The 13,232-nt window shown below is 73.7% G+C and carries 14 protein-coding genes; 3 read left to right on the top strand and 11 right to left on the bottom strand.

Annotated elements, in window-relative coordinates; all coding sequences use genetic code 11:
* Positions 1–5 precede the first annotated feature (5 nt).
* The 3 genes from ACFY7E_RS22420 to ACFY7E_RS22410 are packed head-to-tail and all read right to left on the bottom strand — an operon-like array spanning position 6 to position 3,027.
* Positions 6–878 carry a carbohydrate ABC transporter permease gene (locus ACFY7E_RS22420; RefSeq protein ID WP_389487437.1) on the bottom strand — a complete coding sequence of 291 codons (873 nt, stop codon included), beginning with the start codon at positions 876–878 and terminating at the stop codon, positions 6–8.
* Positions 875–1,774, bottom strand: a complete 900-nt coding sequence (locus tag ACFY7E_RS22415; RefSeq protein ID WP_383438001.1) for a carbohydrate ABC transporter permease — start codon at positions 1,772–1,774, stop codon at positions 875–877. Before ACFY7E_RS22415 ends, ACFY7E_RS22420 begins: the two co-directional genes overlap by 4 nt.
* Positions 1,771–3,027, bottom strand: a complete 1,257-nt coding sequence (locus ACFY7E_RS22410) for an extracellular solute-binding protein (RefSeq protein ID WP_389487434.1) — start codon at positions 3,025–3,027, stop codon at positions 1,771–1,773. The genes ACFY7E_RS22415 and ACFY7E_RS22410 overlap by 4 nt, the downstream gene beginning before the upstream one ends.
* Positions 3,028–3,219: 192 nt before the next feature.
* On the opposite strand from ACFY7E_RS22410, the gene ACFY7E_RS22405 reads away from it, so the two are divergent.
* Both ACFY7E_RS22405 and ACFY7E_RS22400 read left to right on the top strand, forming a co-directional pair.
* On the top strand, positions 3,220–3,987 hold the full coding sequence (locus ACFY7E_RS22405) for a GntR family transcriptional regulator (protein WP_389487432.1): 768 nt from the start codon (positions 3,220–3,222) through the stop codon (positions 3,985–3,987).
* Positions 3,988–4,021: 34 nt separating this feature from the next.
* Positions 4,022–4,804: a GntR family transcriptional regulator gene (locus ACFY7E_RS22400; protein ID WP_389487430.1), complete on the top strand. Its 783-nt coding sequence runs from the start codon at positions 4,022–4,024 to the stop codon at positions 4,802–4,804.
* Positions 4,805–4,865: 61 nt separating this feature from the next.
* Here ACFY7E_RS22400 and ACFY7E_RS22395 read toward each other — a convergent pair whose 3' ends face one another.
* From ACFY7E_RS22395 to ACFY7E_RS22380, 4 genes are read right to left on the bottom strand one after another with little or no spacing between them, the layout of a single operon-like run.
* Entirely contained in the window at positions 4,866–5,696 is an 831-nt protein-coding gene (locus tag ACFY7E_RS22395) for a glycosyltransferase family 2 protein (protein WP_389487428.1), read from the bottom strand.
* Positions 5,681–6,724, bottom strand: a complete 1,044-nt coding sequence (locus ACFY7E_RS22390) for a glycosyltransferase (protein ID WP_389487426.1) — start codon at positions 6,722–6,724, stop codon at positions 5,681–5,683. The genes ACFY7E_RS22395 and ACFY7E_RS22390 overlap by 16 nt, the downstream gene beginning before the upstream one ends.
* 13 nt (positions 6,725–6,737) lie before the next feature.
* Entirely contained in the window at positions 6,738–7,808 is a 1,071-nt protein-coding gene (locus ACFY7E_RS22385; RefSeq protein WP_389487424.1) for a glycosyltransferase, read from the bottom strand.
* Positions 7,805–8,920 carry a glycosyltransferase family 1 protein gene (locus ACFY7E_RS22380; protein WP_389487422.1) on the bottom strand — a complete coding sequence of 372 codons (1,116 nt, stop codon included), beginning with the start codon at positions 8,918–8,920 and terminating at the stop codon, positions 7,805–7,807. The genes ACFY7E_RS22385 and ACFY7E_RS22380 overlap by 4 nt, the downstream gene beginning before the upstream one ends.
* A gap of 439 nt (positions 8,921–9,359) precedes the next feature.
* On the opposite strand from ACFY7E_RS22380, the gene ACFY7E_RS22375 reads away from it, so the two are divergent.
* Positions 9,360–10,391 carry a hypothetical protein gene (locus ACFY7E_RS22375; RefSeq protein ID WP_389487420.1) on the top strand — a complete coding sequence of 344 codons (1,032 nt, stop codon included), beginning with the start codon at positions 9,360–9,362 and terminating at the stop codon, positions 10,389–10,391.
* Positions 10,392–10,425: 34 nt separating this feature from the next.
* Here the strand turns inward: ACFY7E_RS22375 and ACFY7E_RS22370 are convergent, their stop codons facing one another.
* The 4 genes from ACFY7E_RS22370 to ACFY7E_RS22355 are packed head-to-tail and all read right to left on the bottom strand — an operon-like array spanning position 10,426 to position 13,232.
* Complete coding sequence (locus tag ACFY7E_RS22370; protein WP_389487418.1) at positions 10,426–11,871, bottom strand: cytochrome P450; 1,446 nt, start codon at positions 11,869–11,871, stop codon at positions 10,426–10,428.
* On the bottom strand, positions 11,868–12,491 hold the full coding sequence (locus ACFY7E_RS22365; RefSeq protein WP_383438019.1) for an ATP/GTP-binding protein: 624 nt from the start codon (positions 12,489–12,491) through the stop codon (positions 11,868–11,870). Before ACFY7E_RS22365 ends, ACFY7E_RS22370 begins: the two co-directional genes overlap by 4 nt.
* Positions 12,472–12,828 carry a DUF742 domain-containing protein gene (locus ACFY7E_RS22360; RefSeq protein WP_383438021.1) on the bottom strand — a complete coding sequence of 119 codons (357 nt, stop codon included), beginning with the start codon at positions 12,826–12,828 and terminating at the stop codon, positions 12,472–12,474. The genes ACFY7E_RS22365 and ACFY7E_RS22360 overlap by 20 nt, the downstream gene beginning before the upstream one ends.
* Positions 12,825–13,232: a roadblock/LC7 domain-containing protein gene (locus ACFY7E_RS22355; protein WP_383438023.1), complete on the bottom strand. Its 408-nt coding sequence runs from the start codon at positions 13,230–13,232 to the stop codon at positions 12,825–12,827. Before ACFY7E_RS22355 ends, ACFY7E_RS22360 begins: the two co-directional genes overlap by 4 nt.

The raw sequence follows: 13,232 nt of genomic DNA, 5'->3' as shown, positions 1-13,232 counted from the left end.
GTGCGTTATCCCTTCACGGCTCCGCCGGTCATTCCGGCGGCGACCCGGCCCTGCAGGACCAGGAAGAGGACGAGGACGGGCAGGGCGAAGAGCGTGGAGGCGGCCATGGTGGCGCCCCAGTCGGTGCCGAAGACGTTGGAGAAGGACGAGAGCCACACGGGCAGGGTGCGGTCGTCCTGGTCCTTGATGATCAGCATGTTGGCGAAGGCGAACTCGTTCCAGGCGGTGATGAATCCGAAGAGCGAGGTCGCGAGCAGTCCGGGGGCGAGCAGCGGGAGGGTCACCCGGCGGAAGGCGGTGGCCCGGGTGCAGCCGTCGACCTGTGCGGCCTCCTCCAGCTCCGCCGGGACGCCGGCCAGGAAGGAGCGGAGGGTGACGACGGTGAAGGGCAGGGTGATCATGAAGTAGATCAGGCTGAGGGTCACGAGCCGGTCGAGCAGGTCGGCGTCCCGGGCGATGACGTACATCGGGATGAGGAGCGCCTCCCAGGGGGCCATCTGGGCGATGAACACCATGAGGAGGAAGGCGCGCCGGCCGCGCCAGCGCATCCGGGCGACGGCGAAGGCGGCGGCGAGGGCCACGACGAGGGCGAGCAGGACGCAACCGGCGGTCACGAGCAGGCTGTTGCGCCAGAAGACCCAGAATCCGTCCGCCGCGACGGCGTGCTCGAAGTGGTCCAGGGTGACGGAGAGCGGCAGGAAGCCGGGGGTCTCGGACTGGATGTCGCGGGTGGGCCGGAAGGCGGTGAGGACCATCCAGTACACCGGGAAGACGGCCACGAGGAAGACGATCACGGCGGCGGTGTTCAGGGGGAGCCGCCGCAGGGCGCGCGGGGCCGCCGGCCGGTGTCCCGCCGGGGCGGGGCGTGCGGGGGTCACCGGTCTGCCTCCTGTCGGAGCAGTTGGCGGAAGTAGGCGATCAGGACGGCCACGAGGATGAGGACGGTGAGGGTGGAGACGGCCGCCCCGAGGTCGTAGCGGTGCAGGGACTGGGCCACCCGGTAGGCGTAGACGGGCAGGGTGGTCGTCGCCTCGCCGGGGCCGCCCTTGGTGACGGCCCAGATCTGGGCGAAGCAGCGGAAGACCCAGATGACTTCGAGGCAGAGGACCAGGCCGAAGACCGGCCGCAGGAGGGGCAGGGTGACCGAGCGGAAGATCCGTCCGGCGCCGGCGCCGTCGAGCCGGGCCGACTCGTACAGCTCGGCGGGGACGGTCAGGAGGGCCGAGTGCAGGGTGATGGCGACGAAGGGGACCGACTGCCAGACCACGAGCAGGACCAGGACGGTGAAGGCGGCGGGGCCGTCGGCCAGCCACGAGTAGCCCTCGAAGGACTCGAACCCGAGGCGGACGAGGACCCAGTTGACCACGCCCAGGCGGGAGGCGAAGAGCCACTGGAAGACGGTCGTGGTGGCGATGACCGGGCTGGCCCAGGCGAGGACGAGCCCGCTGGTCACCAGGATCCGCATGCGCCGGCCGAGCCGCTGCGTCATCAGGGCGACCAGGGTGCCGATCACCATGATCAGGGCGACGTTGACCAGGGTCCACCAGAGGGTGCGCCGGACGACCTCCCAGAACACGGGGTCGGCCAGGACGGTCCGGTAGTTGTCGAGCCCGGTGAACCCGGCGCCGCCGCGGATGAGTTCCCCCATGCCGTACTCCTGGAAGGAGATCAGCAGGTTGCGGACGAGGGGGTAGCCGAGGAGGAGCGCTCCGCCGAGGACGGTCGGGGCGACGAGGAGGTAGGGCCAGGGGGCCGGCCCGCGGGGACGTCTCACGAGCCGAGGGTCCTCGTGATGCTCTCGGACGCGGTGCGCGCCGCGGCGGCGGGATCGGCGCCGGTGAGCACGGCGGTCATGTACTGCTTGATCGGGTTGGTGGCCTCGACGGCCGCCCACTGCGGGGAGTTGGGGGTCGCCCGGCCCTGCGCGGCGCCCGCGGCCATGACGGCCGTGCCCTCGTCGTCCTGGACGACCCGGGCGAGGGAGGTGCGGTTGGGGACGTAGCTCATGGTCCTGGCCATGTCCGTCTGCCACTTCTCGCCGGCCAGCGCCTCGACCACCTCGTAGGCGGCGTCGGGGTGGGTGGAGGCCTCGGGGACGATGAAGTCGGAGCCGCCGGTGAAGACCGCGCCGGGCTTGCCGGCCGTGCGGCCGGGGAGGGGGAAGAAGGCGAGCTTGCCCTTGAGCGCGGGGTTGATCTCCTCGACGATCTTCGCGCCGCCGGGGACGGCGACGATCTGGGCGACGTCGCCCTTGGCGAAGACCTCGGCCTGCGGGGGCTTGGACTCGTCGGCGTCCTCGGGTCCCTTGCCGAGGGCCTGGAGCCTGCGGTAGAAGTCCATGCCGGCGAGGGCCTGCGGAGTGTCGAGCGCGCCCTTCCACTTCTCGCCGTCCCGGACGGCGAGGTCGCCGCCGGCCTCCCAGACGAAGCCGGAGAGGGTGTACCAGTTCTGGCCGGGGAGGTAGATGCCCTGGACCTTGCCCCTGTTGAGCTTCGCGGTGGCGGCGAGCCACTCCTCCTGGGTCTTCGGCGGGGTGACGCCGGCCGCGGCGAAGAGGTCCTTGTGGTAGATCACGACGCGGCTGGCCCCGTACCAGGGGATGCCGTACTGCTTGCCGTCGACCTTCCCGGGCTCGGCGAGTCCGGGGAGCCAGTCGGCGCCGTTCAGTTCGGCGACCTTGTCGCTGAGGTCGCGGACGCCGCCGCTGGCCGCGTACTGGGCGACCTGGGTGTTGCCGACCTCGATGACGTCCGGGGCGTCCTTGCTGGCGAGGGCGGCCGTGACCTTCTCGCCGATGCCGTCCCACTCCTGGATCTGGATGTCGAGGTCGATGCCCTCGTGCTCCGCCTCGAAGCCGGTGCGGAAGCGGTCGAGGAAGGCGTCGGTGACGCTGTCCTTCATGATCCAGACGGTGACCTTCTCCGGCCCTCCGGAGGCCTTCGGGTCGTCCGAGCCGCCGCAGGCCGTGGCGGCGAGCGCGACGGTCGCCGCGAGGGCGACGGTTCTGCCGAGGGGACGGATCTTCACGGGCACCTCGCTGCTTGTTTGACCAATTGGTCAAGTGGTCAGGTGTGTGAGCAGAAGGTGGCACGGACCGTTCCGGCCGTCAATCCCCCGGAAAACATGTGCCGTTCACTCGACGGCAGGTCAAGTCGGCGGGTTACCATCGGACTTACCAGTTGACCAGTCAGGATCAACTGATCAGTCAGGGAGAGCGGCATGAAGGACGGCTCCTCCGGCGGAGTGCTGAAGCGGGAGCGGGTACGGGAGCACCTGCTCGGCCTGATCGAGGCGGGCGGCCCCGGCGACCCCATCCCGTCGGAGCGCACCCTCTGCGCCGCCCTCGGCGTCTCCCGCCCCACCCTGCGCGCGGCCGTCGACGAACTCGTCGCGACGGGCGCGCTCGTACGGGAGCACGGCCGCGGCATGTTCGTCGCCCCCGCCAAGATCGTGCAGCAACTGGCCCCGGACGAGGCGGCGTTCGCCGTCCCCCGCGCCTCGGGCACCTGGTCCAGCGCCGTCCTGGAGTCCGCCACGATCCGGGCCGGCGCCCGCATCGGCCGCCGGCTCCGCCTCTCCCCCGCCGCCGAGCTGCTCTACGTCGCCCGCCTCCGCCTCGTCGACGGCTCGCCCATGGCCATCGAGCACCTGCACATCCCGGCGGACCTGGTCGGCGCCGCCCTCACCCCGGAGGAGCTGGAGGCGGGCGACCTCTACGACCACCTGCGGGAGCACCACCGGGTCCGGGTCAAGGAGGCGACCCAGTCGATCGAGCCGACCGTCGTCAGCGAGGACGAGGCCGCGCTCCTGGACGTCCCCGTCCTCTCCCCCGCGCTCCTCATCGAGCGCCTCACCCTGGACACGGCCGGCCGGCCCGTCGAGTACGTCCACTCGGTCTACCGGGGCGACCGGTACCGCATCGTCTCCCGCCTCGACCTCACCCGCGACGGCGTCGTGACCTCCTCCACCGAGGGGGATGCATACTGACCCGCGACGGACGGCACGGCGGGGAGGGGCGGGCATGGAGCTCAAGCGGGAACGGGTGCGGGAGCACCTGCTGACCGTGATCGACGGCCGCCGCCCCGGCGACGCCATTCCCTCCGAGCGCACCCTCTGCGCGGCCCTGGGCGTCTCCCGCCCCACGCTCCGCGCGGCCGTCGACGAGCTGGTGGCGACGGGCCTGCTGGTACGGGAGCACGGCCGCGGCATGTTCGTCGCGCCCGACAAGGTCACGCAGGAACTGGTCGCCGAGGACCGGGCGGCGGGCGCGCCCCGGAGCCGGGGCGACTGGACGAGCACGGTGCTCGACCTGCGTACGGTACGGGCCGGCGCCCGGATCGGGCGGAAGCTGGCGGTCTCCCCGGCGGCGGAGCTGGTGCACGTGACCCGCCTCCGGCACGTCGACGGCGCCCCGATCGCCCTGGAGCACCTCCACGTCCCCGCCGACCTGGTCCCCGGCCTCACCGCCGCCGACATGGAGGGCGGCTTCTACGCCCATCTGCGCGAGCGGCGCGGCATCCGCACGGCCCACGCGGTCCAGTCCATCGAGCCGACCGTCCTGAGCGAGGAGGAGGCCGAACTCCTCGGCGTCCCGGTCCTCTCCCCCGCCCTGCTCTTCGACCGGACCACCTCCGACACGACCGGCCGCCCCGTCGAGTACGTCCGCTCCCTCTACCGCGGCGACCGCTACCGCATAGTCACCCGCCTCTCCCTGGGCGAGCGCACGCCCGACCACCCGGCGGCCGACGCCGCGCGCGGGGGGACGTGGTGGGGGACGGTGGCGGGGGACGGCACCGGGACATGAGAACGGGCGGTCGCGACGGGGACGTTCGGTGCGGTGCCGCGCGGCCGGTCGCGCCCGGCCCCTACCGCGTCTCCGGCGTCCTCCGCCAGGTGTCGGTGCGGGGTTCGTGGACGACGAGGCCCAGGTCCGCGAAGTCGCGCAGCCAGCCCTCCATCGGCCAGGTGCCCCAACGGTCCCTGAAGAGCGCGCCGTTGCGCAGGATGTCGTCGAGGTGCTCGACGGGCGGTCTGCTGACGGGGTGGTACTGGTGGTGGGCGGGCGCGCCGCCGATCCACCACAGACCGACGCCCCGCGCGGCCGCCGTGCGGGCGAAGTCGGTGTCCTCCCCGCCGTATCCGGTGTAGTCCTCGCAGAAGCCCCCGAGGTCCCGCCAGGTGGCGGCGGTCAGGGCGAACGAGAGGGACCAGAAGAGCCGGTGGTCGCCGCCGCGCAGCACCTCGCCGTCCCCGGGCGCCGGGCGGCCGGGGTGGGGCGGGGCGAGCCCGGGGAGGTCCGCGAGGCGGTAGCCCTCCGGCGGTGGCGGCGGCAGGTGGGCGACCGTGCCGCACAGCAGGGCACCGTCCGCGGCCGTCTCGGCGTAGCGCGCCAGGAGGCCGGGTCCGGGGACGCAGTCGACGTCGAGGAAGACCAGCAGGTCGGCCCCGTCCGCCAGGGCCCGGGCGGCGCCGGCGTTGCGGGCGGCCGCGAGGGGCAGGCGTCCGTCGGGGCCGACGGGGACGTCCACCGTCTCGGCGGCGGGCCCCCTGCCGTCGAGCGCCCCGCCGGCGTCCGGGTCGGCCATGGTGACGACCAGGTAGCGGTCCGGCTGCCGGGTCCCGGCCGCCAGTCCGTCCCGCTGGAGGCGGAGGTGGCGGTGGCGGCCGGCGACCAGGGTGATCACCGCGACGCGCACGGCGCCCTCCGCTCCCCCGGCTCCGCCCCGGCCAGGTCGTCGAGCAGCCGGGCCGCCAGCCGGGCGCCGTCGCCCGGGGCCCAGAGGGACCAGCGGTCCCCGTCCCGCTTCGCCGCGCGGTCCAGGATCCCCTGCCACTCCCCGGGCGCGGGCCAGGTCGCGCACACGGTCGCCAGGTCGGCGGACCGCAGCGCCCGGGCGGTCGCCCGTTGCTCGTCGTGGGGCCGCTCCTGCGGGACGACGACGGCGGGCGTACGGGCGGCGGCGCATTCGGCGACGGCGTTCTGGCCGGCGTGGGTCACGACGACGTCGGCCCGGCACAGCAGCGGCCAGGGGTCGTCGGTCCACCGGCCGCCGTCCGCGCCGCCCAGGAACGTCCACGTCCAGCCGGGGGTGGCGTCGGCGGCCCGCCGCAGGTCGTCGGCGCCGACGCCGCTGCCCCCGGCCCCGAGCAGGACGACGGCCTCCCGGGTGGGCGCCGGGGACGGGGCCGGGGGGCGCGGCCGGCCGTCGTAGCGGGAGAAAGCCCCCGTGTGCAGGGTCTTGTCCAGCCAGTGGCGCGGCCAGCCGGGCTCGGGCATCGCGCCGGGCCAGGGCGCCAGGAGCGCCTCGGCCAGGTCGTACCCCAGGCGGTGGGCGGGGTCGAAGCGGTCGCCGCGCATGGCCGCGACCACCACGGGGACGCCCATGAGCCGTGCGAGGAGCGCCACTTCGACGGAGACGTCGCTCACGAGGAGGCGGGGCCCGGTCCGGGCGGCCCAGTCCGCGATCGCGCCCGTGCGGCCCCGCAGTCCCTCGTGGTGGAGGGGCGCCCAGTGGAGCCTTCCGCGGGCCGTGGGGTCCGCGGCCCCGGCCGGGCGTCCCGCCGTGTCCCCGGTGTCCATGGGCAGGCGGATCCACTCCCCCCGCCAGTCGTCGGGCCGGGGCAGGGAGGAGAGGCCGGTGACGGGGACGCGCGCGTGCCGGGCGACGCACACGGCGCGGTGCAGGTGCCCCCGGCCCTGGTGGTGCACGTAGTAACCGATCATGCTGTGTAGCCGATCATGCCGTGAGCTCCTGGTAGAGGGACGCGTAGCCGTCGGCCATGGTCTCCAGGGAGCAGAAGCGCTCCGCGCGCCTCCGGGCGGCGCGGCGGTCCAGGCGCGTGGTGGCGTCGACGGCGTCGGCGAGGGCCCCGGCGTCGTCCGGCGGGACGAGCGCGCCGCACTCCGGGTCGAGGATCTCGCCGAGGGCGCCGCGGTCGAAGCCGCACACCGGTGTCCCGCAGGACAGGGCCTCGGCGACGACCAGACCGTACGGTTCGTCCCAGCACGGGGTGACCAGGGCGGCGGCCGCGCCGCCCACGAGGCGGGCCAGGTCGCGGCGGCCGAGGTGGCCGACGTAGGCGATGTCCTCGTCCAGGAGCGGCGCCAGGTACGTCGTGAAGTAGTCGGCGTCGCCGACGGGTCCGGCGAGCAGGAGCCGTCGCCCCGCCTTGCGGGCGGCCTCGGCGGCGAGGTGCGGTCCCTTCTCGGGCACGATGCGACCGAACCACACGAGGTGGTCGCCGCCCGGCCCCTCCGGCCACAGGGCGGTGTCGACGCCGTTGCGTATCACGCGGGCGTCGGCGACGAGCGGGCGCCAGACGGCGGCGGTGTGCTCGCTGACGGCGGTGAACGTCACGGGACAGCTCGGGTCCGCCTGGATGGCGGATTCCAGCCAGGGCGTGGGAGGGGTGTGCAGGGTCGTCACGACCGGTACCCGTACGGCCGGGGCCATGGCGACGGGCAGGTGGTGGAGGCTGTTGTTGTGGACGAGGTCGAAGCGCCGTCCGCCGTCCCGCGCGAGGTCCAGCATGAGCCGCAGATAGGCGTGGTGCTCGTCCATCCACTCCCGTGGGGGCATGCTGACGTCGGACCGGGCCGCGGTGCTCAGGGCCGCCCGGTGCACGGGGAGTTCCGTGACGCCGAGGGCCGGGTCCGAGCCGGGGGCGGCGAAGAGTTCGACGTGGTGGCCGCGCGCCCCGAGGGCGCGGGCGAGCGACCAGGTGTGCGCCTCCAGGCCGCCGGCGAAGGGCTCCTTGATCGGGAAGCGGGAGGAGGCGACCAGCGCGACGCGCAGGGGGTCGCTCATCCCAGGAGCTCCCGGTAGACCGCGCGGTGCGCGGCGGCCACCCCGGCGCGTTCGGCGGCGCGTTCCGCCGCGGTGGCGCGCCATTCCGGGCGCGTCCGGTGCGCCTCGTGCACGGCGTCGTACAGGGACGTCTCGTCGAGGCCGTCCTCGACGGTGTGGCCGTAGGAGAGGCACGGGCGCTGTTCGGCGTAGAAGCCGCAGGACGGGGCGGCCACGGGGGTGCCGAGGTCGTGGCAGGCCTCCAGCCAGCCGGAATGCGTCCCGAAGGCATAGGGGAGCACGGACAGATCGAGTCCCGTGAGGTAGTCCCAGAGCTGGTCGTCGTCGAAGTAGTCGTGCGTGTGGAGGCGCAGGCGGCCCGCGTCGGCGAGGGCCCGCAGCTCCGCGGACACGTCGGGGGCGTAGGCGTGCGCGTCCGGATCGTCCACGTCGTGGTGGACGTTCACGTGGAGCTCCGCCTCCGGCAGGTCCGCGACGGCGGCCGTCAGCGCCCGGACGACGGGCAGGAGGGACATGTTGGGGCGCAGGCTCTTGGCGTGCACGCCCACGCGGAAGCGGTCGCGGGGCGGGCGGGGCCGGGAGATGCGGGGTTCCTCGACGACGTGCGGGTGGGGCAGGACCGTCGCCGCGCGGTTCCAGCGCCGCCCGATCTCGGCCGCGGCGCCGGGGGTGAGGGTGATCAGGTGGTCGGCGGCCGGGACCAGGACGTCCAGGGCGGCGTCGTGGGGCGCCGGGTCGGGCTGGTGGGGGTTGCGCAGGTCGTGCGCGGTGTACACCAGTGGTTTGCCGTACTTCCGGAGGGCCCGTACGAGGGAGTCCAGGTCCCGCGGCGACTGCGCGTCGAACCCGAAGTGCAGGTGGAACGCGTCGAAGTCGGCGTGGTGGGCGTGCACCCAGTCCGGGTCGAGCATGACCGGCGGCCACCAGCGCTGGGAGGTGCTGGGCGCCCCGTTGGGACGCGGGTCCGCGAGCCGGACGACCCCGTCCGACTCCGAGGCGTCCGAGCAGTGCCGTACGTAGACGTGCCCGGCGGGTACGGAGGCGATCCGCACCGTCGCGTCGGGTGCTCCGCCCCGCTCCGGCGCGGGCGAGAGTCGGCCGGTGGTTGCCATGGTGCTCCTGCCTCACGGGATCGTGCGTGCCGGGCAGCGGCTACCCAACGGGGGTTCCGGCATGCACGGGCGGAGGGCCGGATTCCCGTATCGGCTCTTAGCGCAGAGAACCCCTACGCGCTCGTCGTCCGGACTTCCGCGCCCCCGCAGGGCGGGACCGTTCCGTGGCGCCTCCCGGCCGTGTCGTCGGCGCGGGTTCGCGGAGCGCGTCCGGGAAGGACCGTTCCGTTCCGCGGGCGAACCCCTTCTGATCGGTGGTCAGAAATGCTTGGGTGGTTACCGGTCATTCGCGGCGGGCAGGTTTGGAGGGTTGCGGACCGGGCAGCGCCCGCGCTTCGCGACAGGGGTGGTCGTCACGTGGACCGCCTTCCCCCAGGCAGACCGCCCGCATGGTGGTCCGCGCACCGGGCGGGCCGAGGAGAGAAGGAGGTCGGTCCCCATGACCGTGCGCACCGCCGAGCTCCCGCAGTTGTGGATGCCCCACCCGCTGCGGGTGAACCCGTACCTGTCGAAGCTGCACGAGGAGAGCGAGACCTGGGCGCGCGAGATGGGCATGCTGGAGGGGTACGGGGAGCCGCCCGGTCACCGGGCCGTGTGGTCCCGGGCCAAGTTCCACGCCATGACCGTCGACCAGCTGACCGCCTGGACCCTCCCCGACGCCCCGCTGCCCGCCCTCCGGCTCAACCACCGGTTCAACATATGGGCCCTGGCCTGGGACGACCACTTCGCCACGGCCTTCAAGCAGACCGGCGACCTGCCCGGCGCGCGGCTCTTCACCGCCCGGCTGCACGCCTTCCTGCGCCCGGAGCCCGACGCCCGGCCGCCGGAGCCGGTGAACGCCGTCGAGCGCGGCATCGCCGATCTGCAGCGGCACCTCTTCCCGCCGGGGCTCGCGCACTGGCGGCACGACTTCAACCGGGCCCTGGCGAGATACGTCGACGCGGGGGTCGAGGAGCTGGCCAACAGCCTCGCCGGCCGCGTCCCCCACCTGATCGACTACGCCCCGTTCCGGCGGGAGAGCTTCGCCGCCCACACCGCCCCCTACTCCGTCGAGCTGGCGACCGGCGCGCGCATACCCGAGCAGATCCGGCACAGCAGGACCGTCCGCGCCCTCCTCGACGCCTTCATGGACTTCATGGGCCTCGCGAACGACATCGCCTCCTACGAGCGGGAGGTCCACGAGGAGAACGACGTCAACAACCTGGTCGTGGTCGTCGGGGAGTCCCTCGGGATCGCCGTCCACGACGCCGTGCCCGCCGCCCTGAACCTGGTGAACTCCCGGCTGCGGGACTTCGAGCACCTCCGGCGGAGCGAGATGCCGCTCCTCGTGCGCGGGGCCGGGCTCGGCCCGGACGAGCGGGCCGAGCTGGAGACGTGGCTCCGGGGGGCCTGCGGGTTCCTCTCCGGGATCCACGCCTGGTACACCGGCGCGCCCCGCTACACCGCCTCGGACGTCTCCTTCCAGGAGTGAGGGCGGCGGGGCCCGGCCCCGCCGCCCCCGGCTCCTACCGCCCGCCCAGCAGGCGCTTCACGCGCGTCCACCACGAGGCGCGGGTCTCGGACCGGTGCCCTCCGGCGGGCGCGCCCGCCGGCACCGGCGGCACCGGCGGGACCCCGTCGCTCTGGACGGGCGGGGGCGGGAGCGGGGCCGGGCCGTCGTCGGCCCGGGGCGGGCGCGGGGAGAAGGTCGCGGGCAGCGCCGTCAGGTGCCGGGCCCAGGTGCTGGAGCGCCAGGTGAGGCTCTCCTCCGGCACGGAGAGGGCGACGTCCGGCAGCCGGGTGAGCAGGATGTCGATGCCGGCGTCGGCGATGATGCGGCCGATGTCCTGGCCGGGGCACTCGTGCGTACCGGCGCTGAAGGACAGGTGCGCCCGGTTGTGGTGCACGGGGGCCGCGGGGTCCGGCCTGATCGTCTCGTCGACGTTCCCGGCCGCCAGGCCGAGGAGGAGCATGTCGCCCGTCCTGATCTCCTGTCCGCCGAGGGTGGTGTCGCTGTTGGCCCAGCGGCCCGGGCACACCATCAGCGGCGGCTCGTCCCAGAGGACCTGCTCCACGGCCTCGGGCAGGGTCATCTGACCGCCGGCCAGCGAACCGCGGAACCGGGGGTCGGTGAGGACCATCCGCAGGACGTTGGACATGAGGTTGGCGGTCGTCTCGTACCCGGCGAGCAGGATGAGGCGCAGGTGGTGCTGGACCTCCTCGTCGGTGAGGCCGGCGGGGTGGGCCATCAGGGCGGAGGCGATGTCGTGCCCCGGGTGGGCGCGCTTGGCGACGACGAGCCGTTCGAGGCTCTCCAGGACGAAGGCGTTGCTGGCGAGCGACGTCTCGGTGGCCTTGAAGAGGTCCCGGGCGGCGCGCACCAGTTCGGGGGCCTCCTCGTCCGTCATGCCGAGGAGGTGGATGAGGGTGAGCATGGGCAGGTGCTCGGTGAACTGCCCGACCAGCTCGGCCTCGCCCTTCTCGCAGAACCCGTCGATCACCTGGTGGGCGAAGCGGGTGATGTGGCGGCGGACGCCCCGGTGGTCGAACTGGCTGAGGCCGGCCGTGACCGCGCCGCGCAGCCGCTGGTGCTCCTCGCCGTCCGCGCAGACGCAGTCGGGGCGCCAGCCGATCATCGGCATGAGCGGCGAGGTGGCGGGGTCGATCTCCCCGGTCCGCCAGCCGTGCCAGACGCGGGGGTCGCGGGAGAACTGGGTCGGGCGGCTGGCCACGTCGCGGTTCTCCAGGTAGCCCAGGACGAGCCAGGCGCGCACGTCGCCGTCGAGCAGGACGGGCGCCACCGGGCCGTGGGCGGCCCGCAGTTCCTCGTACAGGCCCATGGGGTCCGTGGCCGCCGCCTCGCCGTAGAGCGGGGTCGGCCCGTCGGTTCCGGCGGTGGCGTGGGCCGGGCAGCCGGGGGGCGGGATCCGGCCCGCCTGCGCGGTGTCGTGTCCGGCGGGTGGGAAGGTCATGCGGTCTCCTGGGCGGCGACGAGGGTGTGCAGGTAGTCCATCAGCGAGAGCAGGGCGTCGCGGCAGGACGCCCGGTCCCGTGCGTCGCAGGTGACGAGGGGCACGGACTCGCCGAGGGCCAGGGCGGCGCGCAGTTCTTCCACGGGGTACTGCGGGGCCTCGGGGAAGGTGTTGACGGCCACGACGAAGGGGACGCGGCGGTCCTCCAGGCGGGTGATGACCTCGAAGCAGACCTCGACCCTGCGCGTGTCGACGAGGACCACCGCGCCGAGCGCGCCTTCGAAGATGCCGTTCCACAGGAACCAGAAGCGCTCCTGCCCGGGGGTGCCGAACAGGTAGAGGACCAGCTCCTGGTCGATGCTGATCCGTCCGAAGTCCAGCGCGACGGTCGTGGTGTTCTTGCCTTCGGCGCCGGGGTTGTGGTCGATCCCGACGCCCGCCTGCGTCATGGTCTCCTCGGTGGTCAGGGGCGGGATCTCGCTCACCGCCCCGACCATGGTCGTCTTGCCGACGCCGAAGCCGCCGACGATCACGACCTTGACGCCCCTGGCGCTGTGCGGCAGCAGCTTGTCGGTGCCGCGCGGGCCGGGAACGAGCGTGTCAGAGCTTGCGTAGTCCATGGATCACCGCCTCCAGTAGGCCGCGTTCGGGGTAGGCCGCCACCGGTACGGGTGCGATGGCCTCGACCCGTTCGTTCTCGACGAGCTTGGAGAGCAACGCGGTGACGACACTGAACGGAAGACTGAGGTAGGCCGACACCTCGGCCACCGAGAGGGGGTAGCCGCACATCGTGAGGATGGCCGCCTGCTCGGGTTGCATCGAGGGGTCGGGCGCGGCCCGCGCCACGATGAGGGTGACCAGGTTGAATCCCTTGGGCGAGGAACCGGAACCGCCGGTGATGACGTAGAGCGGAACGGGGTTGCCTTCATTCCAGGGGCCCGGATTCTCCGATGTCACATCGCCTGCCTGACGTCCTGCCGGGGCGGGCTGGTCATGTGCTGGCCGATCCGGGCCACCAGTGTCCGCATGCGGTCGCCGAGCAGTCCGGCGTCCACCTCCTGGTCGGCGAGGACCGCGAGGTAGGCGCCGGGGCCGGCCGCCATCAGACAGAAGTAACCCCCGTCGGCCTCGATGCCGACCATCCGCGTCGAGCCGTCGCCGTGCGGGAACATCTGGGCGATGGCCCGGGCCAGGCTCTGGAGGCCGGAGCAGGCGGCGGCGATGGCGTCCGCGGTGTCGGGCGCCGTGTTCGCCTGCCCGATGCTCAGTCCGTCCGCCGAGAGGATGACCACGTGGCGCACGAACGGAACGCTGTTGACGAGCTCCGTGAGCATCCAGTCCATGTTGGGCAGTGGCTGCAT

The sequence above is a fragment of the Streptomyces sp. NPDC012825 genome (genome assembly GCF_042900925.1).
Taxonomy (GTDB): domain Bacteria; phylum Actinomycetota; class Actinomycetes; order Streptomycetales; family Streptomycetaceae; genus Streptomyces.
Note: the sequence above shows the minus strand (reverse complement) of the source record. Positions and strands in the feature narration are given on the sequence as shown.